Below are 24245 nucleotides of genomic sequence, written 5' to 3'. Positions count from 1 at the left end.
AGACCGGCCGGCCAGCGGCCCGGGACCAGGTGGACTCGGTGGCCCCGGGGCCGGATCGACTCGGCGGGCCGGGGCCGGGTGGAACCGGTCAGCCGGGGACTGGGGGGGCCTGGTGGGCCAGGTCCGAGACCCGGTGGCCCGAGGCCGGGTGACCCGAGGCGGGTGGAAGCGGTGGCCCGGGAAGGGCGGGTGGCTCGGTGGGCCGGGGGCCGGTGCGTCGTAGGGCCCGCGGGCCCTATGGCCGGGGCCGGAAACCCCGTGAGTCCGATGGCCGGGCTGGCCCCGGGGGCTGTCCGGCCACCGGTGGGCTACTCGTTGGTGAACTCCTCCACCACCGTCGCGCCCAGCTCGCGCACGATCAGTTCGTGGCCGGAGAGGGCCGACTCGTCCAGATCCGGGTCGTCGTCCTCGGGGATGTCGTCCTCGGGTGCGACGGGCGGCGGCTCGGGGGCGGCGGCCGACTGGGGCGCCGGTGCGGGCGCGGCCGGAGCGCTGTTCCGGGTGGCGGCGGGAGCCTGCGCGGCAGCCTGGGGAGCCGCCGGGCGGGGCGCGGCGGGAGCGCCGTAGCCACCGCCGGGAGCGCTGCCGTAGCCACCGGCGGGTGCGCCGCCGTAGCCGGACGCGCCGACCGGGGCCTGCGGGGCACCGCCGCCGGACGGGTCGACGACCGCCTCGATCTTCCACTGCACGTTGAACTGCTCGGCCAGCGCCTGCCGCAGCACGTCCTCGCTGCCGCTGCTCGCGAAGTTGTCACGGGCACCGACGTTGACGAAGCCGAGCTGGAGGGTGGTGCCGTCGAAGCCGGTCACCTGGGCGTTCTGGCTGAGCAGGATCCAGGTGAAGCGGCGGCGGTTCTTGACGGCCTCCAGGATGTTCGGCCAGAGCGCGCGGGGGTCGAGGCCGCCGGTGGGGGCGGGCGCCGGAGCCTGCGGCGCGGGGGCGGGAGCAGGCGGGCGGCCCGGCTGCTGCTGGGGCTGCTGCGGCTGGCCCGCGTTCTGTCCCTGACCTGCCCGCCCGCTCGCCGGAGCGGCGGCGGTGGGCCAGCCACCGGGACGCCGGCCGCTGCCGGCGGGGGTCGCGGTGGGCCAGGCACCGGTGGCGGGGGCGGCCGGGGGCTGAGCCGTGGGCGCTGGGGCTGCCGCTGCTGCAGGGGCCGCCGGGACCGGGGCTTCCGGGGCGGCGGGGGCCGGGGCAGGGGCAGGGGCGGGCGAAGGCGCCGCTGCGGCAGGGGCGGCAGCCTCGGCCGGACCACTGGGGGCCACCGGGTCACCGGCACCACCCGCGCCCCGGACAGCCGCGCGGGCCGCGGCGGGCCCTCCACCGGGCGGCACCGACAACGCACCGGCACCGACACCCGCACCCGCACCCGCACCGATGCCCGCGCCCAGGCCGGCCCCCGCCGCAGCCGTGCCGCCGTGGGTCTCGGGGCCCGGGACGTAGCCCATGGCAGGCATGCCGCCCCCGCCCGAGAAGCCGATACCGCGCTCCAGGCGGTCGAGGCGGGCCATGACGGACCGTTCGTCGCCGTAGGCGGCGGGGAGCATGACGCGGGCGCAGATCAGTTCCAGCTGGAGGCGGGGCGAGGTGGCGCCGCGCATCTCGGTCAGGCCCTCGTTGACCAGGTCGGCGGCGCGGCTCAGCTCGGCGGCGCCGAACGTCTCGGCCTGGGCCTGCATCCGCTCCAGCACGTCGGCCGGGGCGTCGAGGAGGCCCTTCTCCACTGCGTCCGGCACGGCGGCGAGGATCACCAGGTCCCGCAACCGCTCCAGCAGGTCGGCGACGAAGCGGCGCGGGTCGTTGCCGCCCTCGATGACCCGGTCCACGACCTCGAAGGCGGCGGCCCCGTCACCGGTGGCGAAGGCCTCCACGACGGAGTCGAGCAGGGAGCCGTCGGTGTAGCCGAGGAGGGAGGTCGCCATGGCATACGTCACACCGTCCTCGCCGGCGCCGGCGAGGAGCTGGTCCATGACGGACATGGAGTCACGCACGGAACCGGCGCCGGCGCGCACGACGAGCGGCAGCACGCCGTCCTCGACCGGGATGTTCTCCTTCTGGCACACCTCGCCGAGGTACTCGCGCAGGGTGCCCGGGGGGACGAGCCGGAACGGGTAGTGGTGGGTCCGCGACCGGATGGTGCCGATGACCTTCTCGGGCTCGGTGGTCGCGAAGATGAACTTCAGGTGCTCCGGCGGCTCCTCGACGACCTTCAGCAGCGCGTTGAAGCCGGCCGACGTGACCATGTGGGCCTCGTCGATGATGTAGATCTTGTAGCGGCTGCTCGCGGGGCCGAAGAATGCCTTCTCGCGCAGCTCACGGGCGTCGTCCACACCACCGTGAGAGGCCGCGTCGATCTCGATGACGTCGATGGACCCGGGTCCGTTCCGGGCGAGGTCGCGGCACGACTGGCACTCCCCGCAGGGGGTCGGCGTGGGACCTTGCTCACAGTTCAGACAGCGGGCGAGGATGCGCGCGCTGGTCGTCTTGCCGCATCCGCGGGGGCCGCTGAACAGGTACGCGTGATTGACCCGGTTGTTCCGCAGCGCCTGCTGCAGCGGGTCGGTGACATGCTCCTGCCCGATGACCTCCGCAAAGGTCTCCGGGCGGTAGCGGCGGTACAGCGCGAGAGACGACACGCATACGAGGTTAATGGGGCGCACTGACAACGGGCCCCGCCCGCGGATCCGGACCCCGGTCCTGGCCCTGACCCCGGGAACGCAAGCGCCCCCCACGCACCCGCCAGAGCCGACCTACCCTTGCTGCCTTCCGGCCCTGGGGGAGTTCAGTCAGATAGCGCCGCGTGAGGGGCTGTGCCCCACAGTACCCGATGCCGGCGCCCGGACCGAACCCGATCGCCCCGTCCTCCGCACCCGGGGACGGCCTGCGGGAACGGGTTCGCGAGCACTCCCCTCGGTCATGTAATGTTCTCGGCGGAGGATTCGCCTAGAGGCCTAGGGCGCACGCTTGGAAAGCGTGTTGGGGGCAACCCCTCACGAGTTCGAATCTCGTATCCTCCGCCAGTGCCTCACCGGGCACGTTGTCGAAGGGCCCCACCGTTCGCGGTGGGGCCCTTCGTCGTCGCGTGGTCTCAGTTACGCGGGGCAGACAGCCGTGGATCTCCACGGACAGACTTCGGCTGCTCTCTGCCGACGATCAGGTCACCGGGATCGTGATCGCCGACCGCACCGAGATCAAGATCCTCCTGAGCGACCAACATGAGGCTTTGCGGCAACGTGCGGGCCACACCAGCCGGAACCGGCTCTTTGAACCGCAAGAACTGAGCACACAGGCACCGCCCCGTACAGGAACCGGCGGCCGGTGGTCGGAGAGCCCCCTCGACCACCGGCCGCGCTCCGCCGTCCCGTCAGACGGCCCCACGTAGGTCAGATCGCGAGACCGCCAGGCAGAGTCGCGTCGAGGTAGTCCTGCACCGGCTCGAACAGTCCGTACGGCACGTACTGCGGGATCTCGCCATGGGCGACCCAGGCCAGTTCGGCCAGCTCCTCGGTGTCCGCGACGTGGGCCGTTCCACCCAGCACCTCGCACGCCGTGTACGACATCAGTCGGCCCGTCTTCGGGTGGACACGCTCGCCGAGTAGCTTCACGGCCGCCACGGACAGCCCGGTCTCCTCCTGGGTTTCCCGCACAGCGGCGTCCTCGCGGGCCTCGCCAGGCTCGACCTCGCCGGCCGGGAACTGCCAAGAGAGCTGTCCCTCGCTGACTCGGCGGCGGACCATGAGCACGCGCCCCTCGTGGACGATGATGGCGGCGGCGATGCCCGGGCGCTCGTCCGTGTTCTGGTTCGTCACGTCTGCTCCTCCAGGGCGGCCAGGATGGGTGGGAAGATCGTATCGACGGGGATGAAGCGGGGCACCGCGTTTCTGGGGACCCACATGACGTCGATGTTCTCGGCCGCGTCGCTGTTGGTGGCCTCGCCGGCCAGGTACTCGCAGAGGAAGTACTCGCACAGCACACCGGTCACGGGGTGGAGGCGGTTCCCGAGGTCCTGCCGGACCGCGCAGTGGACACCGGTCTCGTCCAAGGTCTCCCGCACGGTGGTGGTCTCCGCCTTGCCACCTGGCTTGATGACGCCGGCCGGGAACTGCCACGTGATCCCAGCAGCGTCGTCGTCCCGCCGGCACACCAGGAGGACATCGCTGTCGCGGACGACCACTGCGATGGCCACCCGCAGCGCCTGCGCGCCTGGAGGCGTCGAGTCCGCCGGCACCCGTTCCTTCGCCAGCAGGAGCGCGAAGCGCTGTCGCGCAGCCGTAGAAGCCCGCTCGTAGGCCGTGTCGAGGAGTTGCTGCATTTCCCTGCGAGGGACGACGGACGCATCGGAGTGCCAAGCCGCCACCGTCCTCACTGAGATGCCCAGCTGAGCGGCGAACTGTTCGTTGCCGAGCCGTAGGGCGGATTGCAGCAGGCAGGCGTACCGGCCACTCCAGCGCTCGATCACGTCCACAAGACTGCTCCCTCGTCGCTGCCCTGGTGCAGTAATCCGCGCGCCGAAAGTGCACTCCCACTGCACTGGCACTTCATGGTCACGCGAGAAGAGCTCCGGAAGAATCGGAGTCACCAGGGGCCAAGGAGCCACCCGCCAAAGGCCCAGTCCCCGGAAGACATATGAGAGGCGCGAAAGCGCCAGACGACCACAGGGAGATTCTAGGTGCGTACCCCCAGCGGATAGTGGCGAAAGAAAAGTTGGCCGAATCGGGACTCTCGATGGACTGATCGGCTGCACCCTGGCCGACGTTCGCCCGTCCGGGGCATTGCCCGCACGCCCAAACCGTCCTGCCAGCGCCGGTAACCTCAGCAAATGACGGCTGATCGTCCGTCATGTTCGGTTGTTAGCAAGGCGAAAGGGAGTCAATGGCCGAGGTTCAGGCACACACTGTCGAGCGCACGCTCGTCCTGCTCAAGCCCGATGCGCTAGCGCGTGGCCTGGCAGGAAGGATCATCACTCGATTCGAGGATGCCGCGTTGAAGATCGTCGGCACGAAGATGAAGTGGATGGACGAGGAGTTCACCCGCAAGCACTATTTCGATCTTGAAGAGCGGCTGGGTTCGGAGGTCTACAACCTCACGGCGACGTTCATGCAGCAGGGGCCGGTCATCGCCCTGGTGCTGGAGGGCTTCGACGCCATCGCCACCGTCCGCAAGATCGTCGGCAGCACGTACCCGAACCAGGCTCCGGCCGGCACGGTGCGGGGAGACTTCTCGCACTACAGCGCGGCGGCCAGCATCGCCTCGGGCAAGGCGGTCGCGAACCTCGTGCACGCCTCCGGCAACGCGGAGGAGGCCAAGCAGGAGGTGGAGCTGTGGTTCGACAAGGACGAGCTGCAGGACTACAAGACGCTGGCCGAGATCTACACGTACTAGCAGCGGGTCACCGCGTCACCGAGGGGACGCCGGGGCGTTGATCAGCACTGGGGCACGACCGTTTGAACCGAGAGGGCACCATGACCAACCAGACCCGCCTGGCCTCCACCGACGAGCTGGAGTCGATCTTCCAGCGTGAGCTGGCGACCGACCGGTGGGCCGCCACCGAGACCGCGTACGCCTTGGCCGTGCGCCACCGCGACCTGGGCGACTGGCCCGCGTCGCACGAATGGGTGCAGCAGTGCCTGCGTCTGCTGGAGGGCTTCCCCAGCGAGACGGAGGAGCAGGTCGCCACCGGCCGCACGTCGGTGGGAGGCGTTCAGCTGCCGACCTACCTGCACTCGGGAGTCGTCGAGGAGCGCTTCGGCACCCTCGGCTGACCCCCATCGATCCACCGGGGTGATGCGGCCGGCGCCCGCATCGGCCGCATCACCCCGCGCTCGACCACCATCCCCATAACGTTCGCCCGACCGGACAGCCCCCGCACAGCAGGGTCCGGCTGGCTTCGCCATGCCTGAAACGAGGAGGCAGCAGCCCCGTGGCCGTCGAGATCGAGATGCGCGCCCGCTTCACCAAGGAGGTCCACGACCAGCTCGTCACCCGCCTGAAAGCGGATGGGGAGGACCTGGGACCCGACGACAAGCACATCTACTTCTATGTGCTCCCCGACCAGCTCCTGAAGGTCACCAACAACACCACCGCCAGCACCGCCAAGATCACCCTGAAGGGGAGCAAGATCGGCCAGGGTGCAGCCTTCGCGGAGACCGAGTTCGCCATCGCCCCCGCCGACGTTCCCGCCGCGGTGAAGGTGTTCAACGCCCTCGGGTTCGAGACGGCGATGCACGAGGCGTTCAACTTCCGTCACAACTTCCGCCTCGACGACGTCGAGATCGCGGTCAAGTGGAGTGAGGCGTGGGGTTACCACGCCGAGTTCGAGGTTTTGCTGGAGGACGGCGCCTCGGACGCCGCCCGCGCCGAGGCCGAGGCCAAGATCACAGACGTCGCCACGGCACTCGGCGTGAGCCTGATGACGGAGCAGGAGCTGGCCGACTTCACCGCCGCCTTCGAGGCGGCCGAGAAGGAGCGCAAGGAGCGCAAGCAGCAGGCAGCGCCGATCCGGTAAGGAACATCACCGCGGAGACCACCAAGGGGGGCACGAGTGAGCACGACCCCGTTGACCGCAAGTCTGACTGACCTTGCTGCCCGAGGGCAGCTTCCCATCCACCAGCACATGGACCACGCCACCATCGCGTGGATCAGCGACAACAGGCCCGACCTCCCGCCGGATACGCGGCTGGTCTTGCGCCCGCAGTCGAAGGAGCTGCTCGCGCACGGCGGTCTGCCCACCCGGTGGTGGGCAGACTCCCGCCTGTACACCTCGCTCCATGGCGTCCGGCACGCCATGAGGACGGCGGCGCTCGCCGCAGTCCTCGCCGAGGCGAACGACCTCGACGACGCCGACGCCGCCACGGCCATCCTCGCCGCCGCCGTACACGACTGCCAGCGGTGCCACGACCAGGACGACCGCGGACATGGCGCCCGCGCGGCCATCTGGCTCGCCGCGAACGCCGGCACCGTCTGGGGCCACTTCGGTCTCGCCGCCACACCCCGGCGGATCGTGCAGGCGGCCACCGCTGTCCGACTGCACGACATTCCGTACGAGGCGTTCACCGCGGATGACAAGTCCGACCACGCCCGGGCCGAGCACATCACCGACGTGGTCAAGGCCGCCGACGCCCTGGACCGCTACCGCCTGCCGAAGCTGAAGTGGTGGCCGGACGCCCGGTACGTCCGCGAGCCCGCCTTCGACCGGTTGCGCGGCCTCGCCTTCGACCTGGTCTTGGTCTCGGAGCGGGCCTACCTCGCCGGGGCCGGCGGCACCGCTGCCGTCCGCTATGCGCTCGCCGAGAAGGGCCTGGTCTGACCATGGACTTCCTCGACGCCTACCACCTGTGGGCCGACGCCCACGCCTTCTTCGACTCCACTCTCATCCCCAGCCCCGCCGACCACAGCAACCCGCTCGCCACCCAAGCCGCAGGCTGGGACCGACGTCTCGCCGAGGAGACCCCGAACGGCCACCTGCTGCGGCAGAATGCCCTCTTCGAGGCCCTGAGCGGAAACGGCAAGCTGCACCTTCTGCACGTCACCCACGCCCTGGAGGAGATCAGCCGGCAGGGAGTGCTCTACCCGTCGGGCGGCTGCCTCGTCGGAAGCATCTACTGCGCGCCGCTCACCGCGACCGACCAGGGCTTCCGCATGCACAACCTCGGCGCCTACGTCCTGACCAAGGAAGCACCGACCTTCCTGGCCAAACTCGGCGTCACCGAACGCGTCCCCACCCCGCTGATCTTCGAGATCGACACTCCGCCGCAGGCGTATCGCGGTCTCGCCGGCGTGGACTACCTGCGGCTGGGCCTCATCCACCTGCAGATCTACAGCCACCTCGAATACCTGCTGAGCAAGAACGAACGACACCAGCTACGCGAGACCGTCGTCAGCCGGGTCAAGAACTCGGCCGCGTTCCTCGCCGCCACTGCCGCCGTCGCCTACCAGGGCACCCAGGTCGACGCCGTGCCGTTCCTCAAGCTGCTCGACGAGACGATCCCCCGACTGCCGATCCTCGGCTACCTGTACTTCGAAGCGGTCGCCGAGTACCTGATGCTCCACTCGACCTCGCACCACACCCGGAGCCTGGCCGAGCTCGGTGAGCTGAACAACTGGCTGTACAAGGAGATGCTGTTCGCCTCCTTCCCCGCCATGGCTGGCAAGTTCGACCTCGCGAGGTTCAGGCCTTGCCCCAAGCAGCTGGCCGCACTCATCCACCGAGTCGATTCGACCATCGACACCAGCCACGCGAGCGCGTACCTGGTCGAGCGGATCAGCTACCTCGTCGCCGCCCGCCTCTTCGCGCCCGGCGAGGCCCCCGAAGCCTGGCACCACACGCGCTGGGAATTCGACTCCCTCGCCACCCAGTTCGGGCCGCTCCTCGGCCACCTCATCCACCGAGAACTGCGCACCTTCGGCCGCTACCCCGACTTCTACTTCTACTTCGACCAGCACAAGGCACTGCAAGTCTGGAACTACTGGAACCACATGGACATCATCGCCCCGTTCAACGGCACGATGCCCAAGGGCGAGATCGGCATCAACCCGGCCTACCCCAACCTCGACTACCGCGTCTGGCGTGCCGAGCAGGACGACACGGGCCGCCTCCACCCGGCCGAGGAGCTCTCGCTGACCATCACCCCGCGCCTCGTGGACATCAAGTACACCCTCATGCGCAACAACCAGTGGACCGCTCCCGCGCCCAGCGCCGCCTGATCACCCCCGCCACCATTCGCGGCCCACCCCGCCCTGAGCAACCTCACACGCAGGAGATCCGTGATGCGTCCCTCCGGCATGCCCTCCGTCGACCTCCTCGGCGAACAGATCGCCTCCGTCCTCGCCGACCCCGCCACCACCCACGGCCTTGCCCGCACCCTCCGGGCCGCCGCCAAGGAGATCGACGTCCACCGCTACCACCACACCAGCCGGCGCTCCTGGCCCAACGGCCGCATCGACGACAAACCCGCCAAGGTCCAGATCGGCGGCGGAGCCCACCGGATCGACGGCTTCTTCAACATCGACCTCGTCCCGCCGGCCGACCTCCTTTGGGACATCCGCGAAGGCATCCCCCTCCAGGACAACAGCACCGAGGAGATCTTCTCCGAGCACTTCCTGGAGCACATCGACTACCCGCGCTCGGCCAAGCACTACGTCCGCGAGGCACACCGCGTCATCGTTCCAGGCGGACGGATCATCACCGGCGTCCCCGACGCCGCCTTCGCCTTGAGCCAGTACCCCGGCCCCCTGGACGCCACCGACGAGACGATCGAGCGCTGGTACGCCAAGCGCGACTGCCGTGGCGACATCAACACGCGGCTGGACCTTGTGAACCTCGTCTTCCGTGACCAGGACGACGACCCCACGTACACCCCGCACCTGTGGGCGTATGACCACGAGAAGCTCGTCCAGCTCTTCACCGTGGCCGGCTTCACCACCGTCGAACCCTGGACCTTCGACCCCACTCTGGCCAACCCGCGTCGCCGCTGGGGCAGCGTCTACGTCGTCGCTACAAAGTAGCCCTCAAGCAGCCCGCGGGGCCGGGACACCCCGTCCCTAGCCGCCCCGGCCCCGCGGGCACCACTCACGCCACGGCGCCCCGCATCCGCCCGGCCACGCCGCCGAGGGAGCCACCCGCATGAACCAGGTCCCCCCGTCCACCAGCGAACTGAACCTCGCCGCCACCCCCAACGCCGTCGCGTGGGCCCGACGTCACACAGCCGACATCCTCCAGCGCTGGCGCTTCCGTGACGAGGGGATCGAAGTCGCCCGACTCCTCGTCTCGGAGCTGGCTATTAACGCGATCCAGCACGCACGCCCTACGAAGACGCCTGAAGCTGCCGCTCATTCCGCCAGCATCGGCACGATCGTGCTCATGCTCAGGCCCACCGATGGCGGCATCATCCTCGCGGTCAGTGACCCCGACCCGCGACCGCCAGCACCTCGTGCCAGTGACGCCAGCGCCACCGGGAGCCGCGGACTCGTCCTCATCCAGACCATGGCCAACCGCTGGGGCTACTCCCCACGCAGCCACACCCCGGGAAGATCGTCTGGGCAGAGGTTCCCGCTCGTCCCAGCAGCGCCCTGGGAGAGCCAGGTCTGCGCGGCCGACAGGTCGCTCCGATGCTCATCGGGCGAGTCCTGACCGGCCTGCGCGAGCTGTAGTCGAGCTGATCAATTCGGGAAACAGGCGTACGAGCAGCGCCACCGACTTCGTTCGCTCGGACTGCCGGAGGAGGGGCAGCCACTGGCCTCGTACACCGAACTTGACTGCGCTGGCCGGGTGTTGCCGTGACAGTATGCTGCCCCGGTTATGGCGCGGAGGGCAGCTCGTCGCCCTGAACCTCGAACGGTGTAAGGGGACTCTATGCAGCAGCTGTACGTCGTCGGCTTCGAGGTAGGCGTGGCGGGTGAGGGCGGCGCCCCAGCCGCCTTCGAGCGACTCCTGTCACATATGGAAGAGCACCTAGACCCAGGATCGACCGGGTTGTCAGCCACGGATCTCATGGTCGACAGCGGCCAGATCACGGTCCCTGGACACGGCCCTGGCAGGCCCGACCAGCATGTGACCTGGACCCCTGTCGCTGTCAGCAACGACGTGCGGGCCTTGCGGATGGAAATCGAACAGGACCTGCCTCGAGGCGGCCGGTTCGTATGCCAGCTGACTGCGTCCCAATACGACGAGAAGACGCGCTTCCGTGTCGCAATGGGGCGGAAGAGTGGTGGCGTGCTCGCGCCAGCGACAGTGGAAGACCTGAAGCCGCCTCGCGCGCTCAACGGAATCATGGCTGACCCCGAACTCCACCGCTCGGAGGGATCCGACAAGATCGCCGCAGCCGCGACGCCGGTTCTTGCCGCTCAGGTTCCCGCAGTGCTGGAGCGCCTGGGCAGCCCACAGAGGCGGCTTCCCGTCCTCGCCGTCTCATCAATCCGCATGATGGGGCCTTCTGATGCTTTCGCGCGCAAAGCCGCACGCCGTCTTGCAGGTCTAGCCCATGTGGTGGTGATTTCGGGTTGGCTGGCCTTCGATTCCTTCAACACAAGCGTGGACCGAAGCCTGCTCCCCAGGGACGGTGCGCGGCTGTACTGGCCCACGCTGGAAGCCCGCAATCCATGGTGGGGATCGAACGAACTCTGCGGCGACCATGAGGCGCTCCTGCGCACGATGATGCGACTCCTCGCCCCTCTCAGCGTTGTCGCACGAGGCAGGGACCGCCACTGGGACGCAGTCCGCTCAGCCGAGACGAACTCCATTCTCGAGAGCCTGGCAGGGGAAGCCGAGACCGGACAGATCGTGCTCCTGAAGGCGAAGCTGGCGGAGGAGCGGAGTCAGACCCTCAAGCTTCTCGAAGAAAACGAGGTCCTGGAGAGCAAGGTCGGCAGACTGGAGATCGACGTTGCGAACCTGGAGGCTCGCCTCGACGCCGAGGCGGTGCCTTTGCCTGCAGAGCCGGCTGAGGTGGCAGCACAGCACCTGGCCTCCGTCAGCCGCGACTTCTCCAGTGACTGGGACCGGTGGACCCAGGAATCCGGGGGAGCTCTCGTCTTCACACCAAACGCGAAGACGCAGTGGCGCAAATGTTCGTACAAGGACTTCGAGCGTATGAGGGAGGCACTGGACTCGCTGGCCGCTCTCGCCAAGGCGTGGAAGGGGAAGAAGAGCAGGGTCGGTGAATCCTTGGTCTCCTGGATCGGCAACCAAACGGCCTTGACCTATGCGCCTGAAGACGAACCACTGCGGATAAAGGGACTGCACGAGTTCAGCTTCGATGGGAAGACCTGGGATCGGCAGCCCCACATCAAGCTCGATGACCACACCAGCAAGGATCGGGTGGGCCGAATCTACTTCGCCATCGACGGCGAGGCATATCGCTGGATCGTCGACCACGTCGGGCTCAAGTTGTACGGCCTGTCCTGACCCGTTCGACTGCGGAGCCATAACGGCGGGGACCGTCAGTAGAGGCCGAAGGGCTCAGCTGGTCTCAGCTCTGGTCTCCTTCGCCCCCGTCCGGGCCCGTCCGGGCGGGGGCACCCCGAACGCTTCGCCGCAGGTCAGGACGGGGACGGCCCGCGCCGCACCCCCGTACGAACGCTTGGAAAGCGTGTTGGGGGCAACCCCTCACGAGTTCGAATCTCGTATCCTCCGCCAGTGCCTCACCGGGCACGTTGTCGAAGGGCCCCACCGTTCGCGGTGGGGCCCTTCGACGTGCGCCGGTCGGGACGGGGCACTCACCGCCTCATCCGTACCGGTGCCGACACCGTCACCTGGTCCAGGGCCGAGACGCGGACCGTCGCCTTCAGGGTCCAGGTGCCGGGGAGGGGGAGGGTGAAGGCGTCGGTGGCCCAGTAGCCGCCGCGGTCCGTGACGCGGGTGTCCAGGGGGCCCACGCGCCGGTCCGGGAGCGTGAGGGTGACGCGGAGTTCCGGGACCGCGGAGAGGCCGCCGTCGGGGCCGTAGACCACCGCCTGGACGGAGTTCCGGCCCACCCGGCCGGGGTCCAGGGTGATCTGGACCTTGCCGTGCCCGCCGGGGGTGCCGGTGTCGAAGGGGAGCGTGGTGACGGAGGCGGCGGGGATGCCCGTCTCCGGGGCGGTCACGGCCCGGGCGGACTCCGTCGCCGCGCGGCCGGGGGCGGTGCCGGTCAGCAGGGTGGTCAGGGCCAGGACGACCGTGGCGACGGCCGCCTCCGCGAGCACGGAGCGGCGCAGGGCGCGTGGGTGCGGAACCGCGGGCGCCTCGGTCAGGCGGGTGGTCCAGGCGCGGGAGCAGGCCGCCGCGAGGAGCAGTACGACGACCGCCGCCAGTTTGGCCAGCAGGGTCCGCCCGTACGCGGTACCGGTCAGCGCCTGCCAGGAGCCGAGGCCGCGCCAGGACTGGTAGGTACCGGTCAGCACCAGGACCGTCACCGAGGCGGTCGCCAGGCGGGAGAAGCGGATGGGGACGGAGACGGGCAGGCCGTCCGGTGCCGGGACGTGCCGCAGCGTCCACAGCAGCGCGGCCAGGCCGCCGAGCCAGGCCGCCATCGCCAGCAGGTGCAGGGTGGCCGAGACGATCGCCACCGGGACCTGGATGCCGGCCGCCGCGTGGCCGGAGGCCGGCCAGGTCAGGGACAGGGCGACGGCGAGGACCGCGCCCACCGCCAGGGTGGTGCGGCGCGGAAGGAGGACGCGGCGCCGGCGCAGCAGGGCCGCACCCGCCGCCACCAGGAGCAGCAGCCCGATGCGGGCCAGGAGCAGCAGGCCGGGGCGGGTCGTCGCCGTGCGGGCGAGGGCGGAAGCGGTGAGGGCGGTCGCCGGGGAGGTGCCCTGCTCGTACGGCGCCCGCAGGAGGTAGCCGGCGGCCGTGGCGGCGAGCAGCGTGCCGACGGCGGCCAGGGCGGGGGCACGCAGGTGGGCCGCCGTGGCCGGGCGGCAGTACGCCACGAACGCGGCTGCGCCCAGGAGCAGGGCCAGGGACAGGTAGGCGAGGTGGCGCGCGACCGTGTACAGGGCGGTGGTGGCGGGGTCCTCCGCCGGGGGCGGGGCCGGCGGGGCCGCCGTGCGCTCGCCCACCGAGAAGGTGAGGGCGCCGGACACCGGGTGGCTGTCGGCCGACACCACCCGCCAGGCCACGGTGTACGTGCCCGGGGCGAGGCGGGCGGGCAGGGTGACCCGGGCGGTGTCGGAGCGGCCGGGGGCGTGGTCGGCGGGGGCGGTGCGGACGCGGTGGTTGCCGGGGTCGTAGATCCGGAAGGAGTCGGCCGGCAGCCCGACCGACTCGCTGAAGCGCAGGGTCACGTGCCGGGGTGCGGTATGCAGGACGGTCCCGTCGGCGGGGTCCGCCGCCCGCAGCACGGCGTGCGCGGAAGCGGGGGCGGCCGCGGCCAGGAGCACACCCAGGAGCACACCCAGTAGGAGGACGAGGAGGACGGGGAGCCGGAGACTGGCCGGCGCCGGGTGGCCGGGGCAGCGGGGGCCCGACGGCAAGCGCCCGGGGAACCCGGGCACGGCGGACCGGCGCGCCGGGTGGGCGGGCCGGTGGGCCTCGGCCCGCCGGGCGCGTCGTCGTGGTGTCGCCTCTGCGCCGCGCCCCACGCCCGGCCTCCGTCCGTCGCCTCGTGTGCCCGCGTCCCCTGACAGGGCCCCGGGATACGTACGGAGGGAACGGCCGGTGTGCTCACCAGGTCGGGCGGGACGTCACCCCGCCGTCCACCACCAGGTCGTGGCCGGTGATCCAGGAGGCGAGCGGGGAGGCGAGGAAGGCGCAGGCGTCGGCCACGTCCTGGGGGCGGCCGAGGCGGCCGGCCGGGGCGGCGGCGAGCCAGCGGCGTACGCCGTCCGGCCAGGACTCGGTCAGGCCGGGCCGGTCGATCAGCCCGGGCGAGACCGTGTTGACGCGGATGCCGTCGGGGCCGTACTCCAGGGCCGCCGCGCGGGCGTGCATGACCACCGCCGCCTTGGCCGCGCCGTAGTGGGCGTGGCCGGGGGCCGGGTGGGCGGCCTCGATGGAGGCGATGTGGGTGATGGTGCCGCCGCCGTGGGCGCGCATATGGGCGGCGGCGGCCTGGGTGCAGGCGAAGACGCTGGTGAGGTTGGTGTCGACGACCGTGCGCCAGTCCTCGGCCGTCAGCTCTGGAAGCGGCTGGACGGGCTGGACGGCCGCGTTGTTGACGAGCGCGGTCAGGTGCCCGTCGGACCAGGCCGTCGTGTCCTCGACCAGGCGGCGGCAGGCGGTCTCGTCCGTGAGGTCGGCCTGGAGCACGACCGCCCTGCCGCCCGCCGCCCGGACGCGGTCGGCCACCTCGGTGGCGGCGGCGAGCGCCGTACGGCAGTGCACGGCGACGGCCGCGCCGTGCTCCGCGAAGCGCAGGGCGATGGCGCGGCCGATGCCGCCGCCCGCGCCGGTCACCAGCGCGGTCTGTCCGTCCAGCAGGCGTGCGGGGGGAGACGGGGTCATGGGCGGCACAGTTCCGTGATCAGGGGTGCCTCGGCCGGGTAACGCGCCGTGAGGTCGGCCGGGTTCCCGTGTTCGTAGTCCTCGTAGGTGAATCCGGGGGCCATCGTGCAGCCGAAGAACGTCCACGCGCCGCCCGGCACCACCCGCGCGCCCATCCAGGTGCGGGCCGGCACGGTCAGCTGGAGGTGCTGGCCGGAGCCGGGGTCCGGGCCGAGGACGGGCCTGCCGGTGGCGCCGTCGGGGGCGAGGAGCAGCAGCTGGAGCGGGTCGCCGAGGTAGAAGTGCCAGACCTCGTCGAAGGGCAGCCGGTGCAGGGCGGAGAAGTCGTCGGCGGTGAGCAGGGCCACGATGGCCGACCCCTCGGGGCGGCCGTCCGGGCGCTGGGGCCCGGCCCAGGTGCGCCGGAACAGGCCGCCTTCGCGGGGGAGGGGTTCGAGGCCGTAGCGGGCGGTCAGCTCTTCGGGCGTCGTCACCCGGGGAAGGCTACCGCCCGCTCCAGGAAGGCGAGTTGGGCGTGCTTCTCGGGCAGGTACACCTCGGGCAGGTCGACCTCGGGCAGGACGACGGCCGGGCCGCGGGTGAAGCCCTGGCGTTCGAAGCGGGCGATGGCCTTGGTGTTGCGCACGTCCGGGTCGATCACGATCCGCGGCCGGTCCAGGACCCGCAGCACGTAGGTCGCGATCGCTTCCACCAGGCCGGACGTCCAGCCGGGGTGCGGGCCGTCGGGACCGGCGGGGGCGAGGAGGAGGTGGACGCCGAGGTCGCCGGGGCGGACGTCGTAGCACTCGCCGACCCGGTCGGCGGACGGCTCGTAGGTCTGGAAGAGCGCGGCCGGTTCGCCGTCCTTGGTGACCAGGTGGGCGTGGTGGGTGTCGAGGGTGGCCATGTGGGCGTAGATCTCGGCGACCTGGTGGCTGGTCAGGCCGTTCATGCCCCAGAACACGGCGCGTTCGTCGCTCACCCAGGAGTGGATCAGCTCCGCGTCGCCCTCCGGGTCGACGGGTCGGATACGGACGGTGCCGAAGCCGTCGATGTGCTGGACGTGCAGGTCGGTCATCGGGTTCCTCGGGGTGTCGGGGATGGTCCGCTCGGGGGTGAGCCGGGTCCAGTCGGTGACGACCGGGGCGAGTTCGCCCCGGAGCCACAGCGGGAGCTGGTCGTGGTGGTGGGGGCTGCCGGGTACGCCGTCGGCGCCGAAGGGCACCACCCAGCGGCTGCCCTCGCGGTCGGCCAGGTCCCAGACGTAGCGGGCGGCCGGACCACGGGCGGCGCGGTCGGTGACGCCGGGGACGGCCGAGGTGCACAGCACGCAGTCGTGGTCGCCGCCGAGACCGGGTTCGGCGGCGTCGGCGGCCGGCTGCCCGGGCAGCGCCCGCCAGGGGGCCAGCCGGTGGGTGGCGGCCCAGGGGCGGGCCGGCGGTGCGGCGGCGACCTCCTCCAGGGCGTCACGGACGGCGGCCGTGCGGTCGATGTCGTACAGCTCCTTGGCGTCCAGGAGGTGTTCGAGGGCGTGGCCGACGCGGGGTACGAGGGCCAGCCAGGGCAGCAGGACCTCCGGGTAGGCCGGGGGTTCGGCGAGCGGGGCGAAGACCGGGTGCTCGGCGAGCCGGCGTACGACCGCGTGGCGCAGCGCCGCGAACGCCGCCGCGTCGGTGCTGTCCGCGTCCATCCGGCGGTCCCAGTCGAGCAGGCGGTCGCGGAGGGCCGCGGCGGCGGGGCTCAGGCCGGTGAGGGCGGTGAGGCGCTCCAGCAGCGGGGCGGCGGAGCCCAGGTGGGTGTCGGTGTGGATGGCGGCCATGTCGTCGGCCGTCCAGGTACGGCGGGTGTCGAGCAGGGCGCCGATCCGGGCGGCGCGGTGGGGCGGGGCGAACTCGACGCCGAGGGGGGTGGCGAGGCCGCGGGCGTTGGCCATCACGGCGATGCCGTCGGTGGTGGGCGGGTCGGCGTACGGCGTCCGGTGCGTGCCGAGCCAGTCGTGGCCGGGGAGCCAGGCCGGTACCGGGTGGTGGCGGTTGGCCTCGGCGCGCAGCGGGACCTTTCCGGCGACGCGGTGCAGGGTGCCGCCGGCGGTGTCGGCGGCCTGGACCACGTTGACCGGCTCGGTCCAGGCGTCCAGGGCACGGTCGACGTCGGCGACGGTGCGGGCGCGGAGGAGGGGGAGGAGGGCGCCGAAGCCGAGGTCCTCGGTGACGCGGGGCGGGTAGCGCAGGGCGAGCGCCTCGGCTTCGCCGTCGGCTTGGGGTTCGTACGGCGGCTCCTCCCCCGGTCCGGCCGAGTCACGCGCGGAACCCACCGCCCCGCACCCGGAATCCTGCGGGCCACGCCCGGAACCAGCCGACCCCGCAACGGTGATCGCGTCCAGTCCCTCCGGCCCGCCGGCTATCACCGGCCCCCGGGGCGTCTCGACGAGCTCTATCTCCAGGGGTGGTCCGGACGCGATGTGGACGGTCTCCGTGTGGCGGGTGGCGCGTTGCCAGGTGCCGTCCGGGCCGAGGGCCTCGATGCCCGCGCCGGTGCGGCGGAGCCGCTCGCGGTAGAGGTCCTGGTAGTCGGCCATGGCGTTGGTGATCGCCCAGGCGACCGTGCCGGTGTGACCGAAGTGCGGGATGCCGGGCACGCCGGGCACGGCCAGGCCGACGACGTCGAACTCGGGGCAGGCCAGGCGGATCTGCTGGTAGACGCCGGGGTCCTCGATGAACCGGTGCGGGTCGCCGGCCAGCAGCGCCCGCCCGGTGGCGGTGCGTTCGCCGGTGACCAGCCAGCCGTTGCTGCCCGCCGTGCCCGTCCCGTCGGTGGCGAACAGGCCGACGGCCTCCGGGCCGAGGTGCCGTATCGCCCGCTCGCGCCAGAGCTTGGCGGGGAACCCGGCGAACAGGATGTGCGTGCCGAGCCAGACCGCGAGCGGCGTCCAGGGCCGCCAGCGGCCCGGGGTCAGCCCGGTGCGGGCGAACTCGGGGGCGCGGCGGGCGCCTTCGGCCAGGCCCTCGTTGACACCGGCGACGTACGCCCGTACCCAGTCCGCCGTCTCGGTGTCCCGGCGTTCCAGCGCGGTGAAGCAGCGCCGGGCGGTGTCCGCCAGCCGGGCCCGGCGGGCGAAGACGTCCCAGGACAGGGCGTCGGCGCCGAGGAAGGACGCGGACGTGCCCTGCGCCCGGTGCCGTTCGACCTCGAGTTGCCAGGCCCGGTCGTGCGCGGTGACCAGGCCCTGGGCGCGGGCGAGTTCGCGGGTGCCGGACGCGCGCAGGTGGGGGACGCCCCAGGCGTCGCGGTGGATCTCGATGGCCACGAGGGACCCCCTCGGAGATTTTAGGTTAGCCTTGCCTAAGTATTTTCTGTGGCGGAATCGTACGCGAACGATGGAGGGGGCATGGGACAGGGGCGGGGCTGGGAAGGCGCGGTCCTACGACTGCTGCGCGCCAAGGACTTCGTACTGACCGTCCTCGGGACCGAGGACGTGACCCCGCACTACCGGCGGCTCCGGCTGAGCGACGGCGGACTGCTCGCCGCGACCGGCGTCCACCCGACGATGTGGGTCCGGCTGTGGTTCACCGACCAGGGCCGGCCGCACCAGCGGGCCTACACCCTGGTCGACCCCGACCCGGCCACCGGCACCTTCGGCCTCGAATTCGCCCTGCACGAGGGCGTGGCCTCCGACTGGGCCCGGACCGCGCGGCCCGGCGACACCGTCGAGGCGACCGTCCAGGGCACCGGCTTCCAGGACCCCGACCCCGCCCCCTCCCACCTCGTCGCGATCGGCGACGCGGCCTCGCTGCCCGCCGTCAACTCCCTCCTCGGCGCCCTGGGTCCGGCCCCGGCGACCGTCTGGTTCGAGGGCGACCCGGCGGGGCTGCCCTGCCGGGCCGAGCCCGGCCGGCACGAGATCCGGCCGGTACCCCGCCGGGACGCGGGCGCCCACCTGGTGGAACGGGTCCGCGCCGAGCTGCCCGCCGTCCTCGCCGGCACCCCGCACCCGTACGTCTGGATCGCCTGCGACACCGCCACCACCCGAACCCTCGCGACCTACGTGCGCAAGGAACTGGGCGTGCCGAAACAGCGGGTGCACGCGCTCGGGTACTGGCGCGCCCAGCCCGCGCCCCGGGGAACGGACTGAGCGGGCGGGGCGGGCGGGGGCGCGGGATCATCGACGCATGGACGTCACCCTGCACCTCGCCCAGGACCCCGCGGCCGACGCGCTGCTCGGGCGCTCCCCGCTCGCCGCGCTGACCGGGATGCTGCTGGACCAGCAGATCCCGATGGAGTGGGCGTTCAAGGGCCCCCGGACCATCGCCGACCGGCTCGGCACCGAGGACCTGGACGCCCACGAGATCGCCGCGATGGACCCGGAGGCCTTCGCCGCACTGCTCTCCGACAAGCCCGCGGTGCACCGCTACCCGGGCTCGATGGCCAAGCGCGTCCAGCAGTTGTGCCAGTACCTCGTCGAGCACTACGACGGGGACGCGGAGGCCATCTGGCGGGACGCCGGCAGCGGGCCGGAGCTGCTGCGCCGGCTCCAGGAGCTGCCGGGGTTCGGCAAGCAGAAGGCGCAGATCTTCCTGGCCCTGCTCGGCAAGCGGCTCGGGGTCACCCCCGAGGGCTGGCGGGAGGCCGCCGGCGCCTACGGCGAACCCGGCTCCTTCCGGTCCGTCGCCGACATCACCGGCCCGGAGTCGCTGGCCAAGGTGCGTGCCCACAAGCAGGAGATGAAGGCGGCGGCCAAGGCGGCGAAGAAGTAGCGGACCCGCCTCCCCCGTCCGGCCCACCCCGGTGGCCGCCGGCCCCCGCCCGCTCCCAGCATGAGGCATGACCGAGGCACCGAGCGGCGGCCCAGCCGGGGACCGTGAGTACGACGACCGGCACGTCCACGCGGCGGAACCGGCCCGGGGGCACCCGGCGGCGGAACCGGCCCGCGGCCACCCGGAACCGGAACCGCCGTTCGAGGGCCCGCTGCACGCCCTGTCCCGGGCCGCCTGGCAGACCGTCCTGCTCACCGGGATCGGCTCCCTGGTGCTCGGCGTCCTGGTGCTGGTCTGGCCGGGCGCCTCCCTGCTCGCCGCCGGCGTCCTCTTCGGCCTGTACCTGCTCTACACCGGTGTCTTCCAGCTGGTCTCCGCCTTCGGCACCCACCAGGCGACCTCGCTGCGGGTGCTGGCCTTCATCAGCGGCGCGCTGTCGATCCTGCTCGGCCTGCTCTGCTTCCGCGGGCCCACGCGGTCGCTGCTGCTGCTCGCCCTGTGGATCGGCATCGGCTGGCTGTTCCGGGGGATCACCCAGTTCCTGGCCGCCGTGCACGATCCCCGGATGCCCGCCCGGGGCTGGCAGATCTTCCTCGGGATCCTCACCTTCGTCGCCGGTGTCGTGCTCATCGACTCGCCCTTCGAGTCGGTCGCGGTGCTCACCCTCGTCGGCGGGATCTGGCTGGTCGCGGTGGGCGTCGGGGAGATCCTCACCGCGCTGCGCATGCGCGGCCGGGCACGCCGGGTGCCCCGGACGCTGTGAACCCCGGTCCCCCGGTACCGCGACCCGGTCCCCCGGCACCCCGGCCCGGGGCTACCGTCTCCGCCCTCTCCGCCGGGCCGTGCCGAACAGGGACCGGGTGATCTCCCGGCCCAACTGGGTGCCGACCGAGCGGGCCAGCGATCTGAACACACCGCTGTTCACCACCTGTTCGACCAGCGACGGCTCTTCCCCGGGCCGCTGCCGGGCCGTCGGTGCCGGAGCCGGTGCCGTTTCCGGGGGCCGGGCCGCGCTCAGCCTCTCGTACGCCGACTCCCGGTCCACAGCCTGTGCATAACGTCCGTGGAGCGGCGAGCGGCGGACCGCCTCGTCCAGCCCGGCGGTGTCCACCGGGCCCATCAGGGACTGAGGGGCGCGCAGCCGGGTGGCGGCGACCGGGGTGGGCGCGCCGGTCTCGCCCAGCACGGTCACCACGGCCTCGCCGGTGCCCAGCCCGGTGAGCAGTTCCTCCAGGTCGTACGCCGATTCCGGGAAGGTCCGCACGGTCGCCCGCAGGGCCTTGTGGTCGTCCGGGGTGAAGGCGCGCAGCGCGTGCTGGATCCGGTTGCCGAGCTGGGCGAGGACGTCGCCGGGCACGTCCTTCGGGGTCTGGGTGACGAAGAAGACGCCGACGCCCTTGGAGCGGATCAGCCGCACGGTCTGGGTGACGGACTCCAGGAACGCCTTGGAGGCGTCGTCGAACAGCAGATGCGCCTCGTCGAAGAAGAAGACCAGTTTCGGCCGGTCCACGTCACCGGCCTCGGGCAGGTCGTGGAAGAGGTCGGCGAGCAGCCACATCAGGAAGGTGGAGAACAGCAGCGGCTTGTCCTGGACGGCGGGCAGCTCCAAGACCGAGACGATCCCCCGGCCGTCCGGCGCCGTGCGCAGCAGATCGGCCGTGTCGAACTCCGGCTCGCCGAAGAAGTCCGCCATGCCCTGCGCCTCGAACGCGGTCAGTGAGCGCAGGATCACCCCGGCGGTGGCGGAGGACAGCCCGCCGACGGTCTTCAGCTCGGCCCTTCCCTCCTCGGAGGTGAGGAAGGCGGTGACCGCGCGCAGGTCCTTGAGGTCGACCAGCTCCAGGCCCTTGGTGTCGGCGTAGTGGAAGATCAGGGCGAGGGACTGCTCCTGGGTGCGGTTCAGGCCGAGCACCTTGGCCAGCAGCAGCGGGCCGAAGCTGGTGACGGCGGCCCGTACCGGAATGCCGTGGCCGAGGCCGCCGAGCGCGTAGAACTCCGCGGGGCAGCCGGCCGGGGTCCACTCCTGGCCGACGTCGCCGGCCCGTCGCCGCACCCGGTCGCCGTCCTGTCCGGGCCGGGCGATGCCGGACAGGTCGCCCTTGACGTCCGCGAGGAACACCGGCACGCCCCGCGCCGACAGCTGCTCGGCGATCAGCTGGAGGGTCTTGGTCTTGCCGGTGCCGGTGGCGCCCGCGACCAGGCCGTGCCGGTTGAGCACGGACAGCGGGACGCGGACCGGCGCGCCGGGAAGGCACCGCCCGTCCCACAGGAGGGCGCCGAGGTCGAGCGCGGGGCCGGTGAAGGCGTAACCGGAGGCGATCCGGCGGGCCGGTTCGGGCAGTGCGGCGGCCTGTGGGGCGCCGGCGGGCGGCACGGACTCGCTGTCACTCATCTCCGGCCCCTGTTCCCCTGGCGACCCGTATGACCGTTTGGTCCGTCTTTCACCTGTCTTTGAACCGTCTTTTCAAGCGTCCCACCGGGCCGCCATGGCTGCGCCCGGAACGTCTGGGCCGGTAGGCTTTCCGTGTGATCTTCAAGCGCATCGGAAACGGCCGGCCGTACCCCGACCACGGCCGGGAGAGCACCCGGCAGTGGGCGGACGTCGCGCCGCGCCCGGTCCGCCTCGATCAGCTCGTCACCACCAAGCAGCAGCTCGATCTGGAGACCCTGCTCGCGGAGGACTCGACGTTCTACGGCGACCTCTTCGCGCACGTCGTGAAGTGGCAGGGCGACCTCTATCTGGAGGACGGGCTGCACCGCGCCGTCCGCGCCGCCCTCCAGCAGCGCCAGGTGCTGCACGCACGCGTGCTCGAACTCGACTGACCCGGCACGACACGGCCGTTGACCCTTTCGGGTTCCGCTGAGCCCGCTCGGCTGATCATCTGATAGGCATCGCCGCCCGGGCGCACTACGCTGCGTTCATGAGCATGCTGACTCCCCCCGGCATGGGCGGCCAGTACCGGATCACGGGGGACAAGTACCCCCGCATGCGTCCGTCCCGCCGGCGCGGCAGGCTCGTGGCCGCGGCGGTGGCCTCCGCCGCCGTGCTCGGCCTGCTCGGCTGGGGCACCGTGCAGCTCATCGACGTCTTCACCGGCGGCAGCGGCGGCACCACGGCGGCCGGCCGTGCGGCGGACTGCCGCGCCAGGACCGCCGCCGGGACCGGCCAGGCCCCCGCGGCCCGGGCGGAGTCCCTGCCCGCGCCCGGCCGGATCACCGTGAACGTCTACAACGCCACCCCGCGCAGCGGGCTCGCCAAGAAGACCGCGGAGGAGCTGCGCCGGCGCGGCTTCAGGATCGGCAAGGTGGGCAACGCGGCCAAGGAGTACGACAAGAAGGTGAAGGGTCCGGGCCTGCTCCTCGGCTCCCCCGCCGCCCAGGACACCTCGCTGCGGGTGCTCGCCACCCAGCTGTCCGGCGCGTCCCCGCGCGCCGACGCCCGCGAGGGCGCCGACGTGGACCTGATCATCGGCGACGCCTTCAAGACCCTGACCCGCCAGCAGACGGCCGACAAGGCGGTGACGACGCTGACGGCGCCGGGCACCACGGCGCCCGCGAAGAAGACCTGCTGATCAGCGCGCCCCGGAAGGGGCGCGGGGAACGGCGCGATCGACCGCGGCGCGCCCCCTCGCGAACCGGACCCCGAAGGAACTACTCGGCGGACCCGTACAGCCGGTCCCCGGCGTCCCCGAGCCCCGGCACGATGTACCCCTGCTCGTTGAGGTGGTCGTCGACGGCCGCGGTGACCACGGTCACCGGCGTGCCCGCCAGCTCGCGCTCCACCACGGCGACCCCCTCGGGGGAGGCCAGCAGCACCACGGCCGTCACATCGTCCGCACCGCGCTTGATCAGCTCCCGGATCGCCGCGACCAGGGTGCCGCCCGTGGCCAGCATCGGGTCCAGCACGTACACCTGGCGGCCCGACAGGTCCTCCGGCATGCGCGAGGCGTACGTGGACGCCTCCAGCGTCTCCTCGTTGCGGATCATGCCCAGGAAGCCCACCTCGGCGGTCGGCAGCAGCCGGACCATGCCGTCCAGCATGCCGAGGCCGGCCCGCAGGATCGGCACCACCAGCGGACGGGGGCGGGCCAGCTTCACACCCGTGGTGCGGGCGACCGGTGTCTGGATGTCGACGGCCTCGGTGCGCACGTCCCGCGTGGCCTCGTAGGCGAGCAGGGTGACCAGCTCGTCGGCGAGCCGCCGGAAGGTCGCGGAGTCGGTGCGCTGGTCGCGCAGCGTGGTGAGCTTGTGAGCGACCAGGGGGTGGTCGACGACATGGAGACGCATGCTCCTAACGGTACCTGCGCCTCCGGCCGCCCTCACGCTGGCGTCAAACCGGCCGTCCGGGGGAAAGCGGTAAGGACGGAGTGGGGTGGTGTGACGTGTCCGACCTGCCTGACCAGCCCGAGAAACCCGAGCCCGACGCCGAGCGCCGCAGGCGGCGCGCCCGGTTCCTGCGCGATCTCGCCGAGGCCCGGGAACTGCGCGCCCGGGTCCGGCCCCGGCGCACCAAGGCCGCCCGGCTGCGCCAGGCGCTGCGGATGCGCACGTTCCGCTGGTAGTCCCGCGGGGCCGTGACCGGCCCGGACGAGCGG

General features: G+C 72.0%; 23 protein-coding genes, 1 tRNA gene and 1 other RNA gene. 15 read left to right on the top strand and 10 right to left on the bottom strand.

The features are described 5' to 3' along the window. Positions 1 to 308 precede the first annotated feature (308 nt). Together IE251_RS12110 and ffs are read right to left on the bottom strand one after the other, a co-directional pair. Positions 309 to 2633 carry a DNA polymerase III subunit gamma and tau gene (locus IE251_RS12110; RefSeq protein WP_189752866.1) on the bottom strand — a complete coding sequence of 775 codons (2325 nt, stop codon included), beginning with the start codon at positions 2631 to 2633 and terminating at the stop codon, positions 309 to 311. 78 nt (positions 2634 to 2711) lie between these two features. Next, positions 2712 to 2810, bottom strand: an RNA gene (gene ffs / locus IE251_RS12105) — signal recognition particle sRNA small type. Between the two features lie 119 nt (positions 2811 to 2929). Between ffs and IE251_RS12100 the strand changes: the two genes are divergently transcribed. Next, positions 2930 to 3017, top strand: a tRNA-Ser gene (locus IE251_RS12100). Between the two features lie 363 nt (positions 3018 to 3380). Here the strand turns inward: IE251_RS12100 and IE251_RS12095 are convergent. Beyond that, positions 3381 to 3806, bottom strand: a complete 426-nt coding sequence (locus IE251_RS12095) for an NUDIX hydrolase (protein ID WP_189752865.1) — start codon at positions 3804 to 3806, stop codon at positions 3381 to 3383. Continuing rightward, positions 3803 to 4462 carry an NUDIX hydrolase gene (locus IE251_RS12090; protein WP_189752864.1) on the bottom strand — a complete coding sequence of 220 codons (660 nt, stop codon included), beginning with the start codon at positions 4460 to 4462 and terminating at the stop codon, positions 3803 to 3805. Before IE251_RS12090 ends, IE251_RS12095 begins: the two co-directional genes overlap by 4 nt. A 407-nt stretch (positions 4463 to 4869) precedes the next feature. Here IE251_RS12090 and IE251_RS12085 point away from each other — a divergent pair, with 407 nt between their 5' ends. The 8 genes from IE251_RS12085 (at position 4870) to IE251_RS12050 (ending at position 11899) form a co-directional block, all read left to right on the top strand. After that, positions 4870 to 5379 (top strand): nucleoside-diphosphate kinase, encoded by a 510-nt coding sequence (locus tag IE251_RS12085; RefSeq protein WP_030344300.1) that lies wholly within the window; start codon positions 4870 to 4872, stop codon positions 5377 to 5379. Between the two features lie 80 nt (positions 5380 to 5459). After that, positions 5460 to 5759: a hypothetical protein gene (locus tag IE251_RS12080; RefSeq protein WP_189752863.1), complete on the top strand. Its 300-nt coding sequence runs from the start codon at positions 5460 to 5462 to the stop codon at positions 5757 to 5759. Between the two features lie 158 nt (positions 5760 to 5917). Beyond that, positions 5918 to 6502, top strand: a complete 585-nt coding sequence (locus IE251_RS12075) for a hypothetical protein (protein WP_189752862.1) — start codon at positions 5918 to 5920, stop codon at positions 6500 to 6502. A 36-nt stretch (positions 6503 to 6538) separates the two neighbouring features. Next, positions 6539 to 7303, top strand: coding sequence for a hypothetical protein (locus IE251_RS12070; RefSeq protein WP_189752861.1), 765 nt, complete (start codon positions 6539 to 6541; stop codon positions 7301 to 7303). Positions 7304 to 7305: 2 nt separating this feature from the next. Further along, positions 7306 to 8700, top strand: a complete 1395-nt coding sequence (locus tag IE251_RS12065) for a hypothetical protein (RefSeq protein WP_189752860.1) — start codon at positions 7306 to 7308, stop codon at positions 8698 to 8700. A gap of 63 nt (positions 8701 to 8763) precedes the next feature. Then, the gene (locus IE251_RS12060; protein ID WP_189752859.1) at positions 8764 to 9501 is read left to right on the top strand and encodes a class I SAM-dependent methyltransferase; all 738 of its coding nucleotides are present in this window, start codon (positions 8764 to 8766) and stop codon (positions 9499 to 9501) included. Positions 9502 to 9619: 118 nt separating this feature from the next. Beyond that, positions 9620 to 10126, top strand: a complete 507-nt coding sequence (locus IE251_RS12055) for an ATP-binding protein (RefSeq protein ID WP_229896707.1) — start codon at positions 9620 to 9622, stop codon at positions 10124 to 10126. A 222-nt stretch (positions 10127 to 10348) separates the two neighbouring features. Then, entirely contained in the window at positions 10349 to 11899 is a 1551-nt protein-coding gene (locus IE251_RS12050; protein WP_189752858.1) for a hypothetical protein, read from the top strand. Between the two features lie 311 nt (positions 11900 to 12210). On the opposite strand, the gene IE251_RS12045 is transcribed toward IE251_RS12050, so the two are convergent. From IE251_RS12045 to IE251_RS12030, 4 genes are all read right to left on the bottom strand, one after another. Then, positions 12211 to 13866 carry a copper resistance CopC/CopD family protein gene (locus tag IE251_RS12045; protein ID WP_229896706.1) on the bottom strand — a complete coding sequence of 552 codons (1656 nt, stop codon included), beginning with the start codon at positions 13864 to 13866 and terminating at the stop codon, positions 12211 to 12213. Between the two features lie 271 nt (positions 13867 to 14137). After that, complete coding sequence (locus IE251_RS12040) at positions 14138 to 14917, bottom strand: SDR family NAD(P)-dependent oxidoreductase (RefSeq protein ID WP_189752857.1); 780 nt, start codon at positions 14915 to 14917, stop codon at positions 14138 to 14140. After that, on the bottom strand, positions 14914 to 15390 hold the full coding sequence (locus IE251_RS12035) for a cupin domain-containing protein (RefSeq protein WP_189752856.1): 477 nt from the start codon (positions 15388 to 15390) through the stop codon (positions 14914 to 14916). Before IE251_RS12035 ends, IE251_RS12040 begins: the two co-directional genes overlap by 4 nt. After that, positions 15387 to 18203 carry a GNAT family N-acetyltransferase gene (locus IE251_RS12030; RefSeq protein WP_189752855.1) on the bottom strand — a complete coding sequence of 939 codons (2817 nt, stop codon included), beginning with the start codon at positions 18201 to 18203 and terminating at the stop codon, positions 15387 to 15389. The genes IE251_RS12035 and IE251_RS12030 overlap by 4 nt, the downstream gene beginning before the upstream one ends. A gap of 81 nt (positions 18204 to 18284) precedes the next feature. On the opposite strand from IE251_RS12030, the gene IE251_RS12025 reads away from it, so the two are divergent. From IE251_RS12025 to IE251_RS12015, 3 genes are all read left to right on the top strand, one after another. After that, positions 18285 to 19028: a siderophore-interacting protein gene (locus IE251_RS12025; protein WP_189752854.1), complete on the top strand. Its 744-nt coding sequence runs from the start codon at positions 18285 to 18287 to the stop codon at positions 19026 to 19028. A 37-nt stretch (positions 19029 to 19065) separates the two neighbouring features. Continuing rightward, the gene (locus IE251_RS12020; protein ID WP_189752853.1) at positions 19066 to 19650 is read left to right on the top strand and encodes an HhH-GPD-type base excision DNA repair protein; all 585 of its coding nucleotides are present in this window, start codon (positions 19066 to 19068) and stop codon (positions 19648 to 19650) included. A gap of 67 nt (positions 19651 to 19717) precedes the next feature. Beyond that, a complete protein-coding gene (locus IE251_RS12015; RefSeq protein ID WP_189752852.1) occupies positions 19718 to 20413 on the top strand; it encodes an HdeD family acid-resistance protein in 696 nt (231 codons plus the stop codon). Between the two features lie 51 nt (positions 20414 to 20464). Here the strand turns inward: IE251_RS12015 and IE251_RS12010 are convergent, their stop codons facing one another. Further along, positions 20465 to 22042 (bottom strand): helicase HerA-like domain-containing protein, encoded by a 1578-nt coding sequence (locus tag IE251_RS12010; protein ID WP_189752851.1) that lies wholly within the window; start codon positions 22040 to 22042, stop codon positions 20465 to 20467. A gap of 134 nt (positions 22043 to 22176) precedes the next feature. On the opposite strand from IE251_RS12010, the gene IE251_RS12005 reads away from it, so the two are divergent. Together IE251_RS12005 and IE251_RS12000 are read left to right on the top strand one after the other, a co-directional pair. Then, positions 22177 to 22473 carry a type II toxin-antitoxin system VapB family antitoxin gene (locus IE251_RS12005; protein WP_004943146.1) on the top strand — a complete coding sequence of 99 codons (297 nt, stop codon included), beginning with the start codon at positions 22177 to 22179 and terminating at the stop codon, positions 22471 to 22473. Between the two features lie 98 nt (positions 22474 to 22571). Beyond that, positions 22572 to 23222: a LytR C-terminal domain-containing protein gene (locus IE251_RS12000; protein ID WP_189752850.1), complete on the top strand. Its 651-nt coding sequence runs from the start codon at positions 22572 to 22574 to the stop codon at positions 23220 to 23222. Positions 23223 to 23301: 79 nt separating this feature from the next. Here IE251_RS12000 and upp read toward each other — a convergent pair whose 3' ends face one another. After that, entirely contained in the window at positions 23302 to 23937 is a 636-nt protein-coding gene (gene upp, locus IE251_RS11995) for a uracil phosphoribosyltransferase (protein WP_030786066.1), read from the bottom strand. 80 nt (positions 23938 to 24017) lie between these two features. Between upp and IE251_RS11990 the strand changes: the two genes are divergently transcribed. Continuing rightward, complete coding sequence (locus tag IE251_RS11990) at positions 24018 to 24212, top strand: hypothetical protein (protein ID WP_307784850.1); 195 nt, start codon at positions 24018 to 24020, stop codon at positions 24210 to 24212. The last annotated feature ends 33 nt before the right edge of the window (positions 24213 to 24245 follow it).

This window comes from Streptomyces eurythermus (assembly GCF_014649115.1).
GTDB classification, from domain to species: Bacteria; Actinomycetota; Actinomycetes; order Streptomycetales; family Streptomycetaceae; genus Streptomyces; species Streptomyces eurythermus.
The sequence above is the reverse complement of the archived record's forward strand: the minus strand, read 5'-3'. Positions and strand labels throughout refer to the sequence as shown.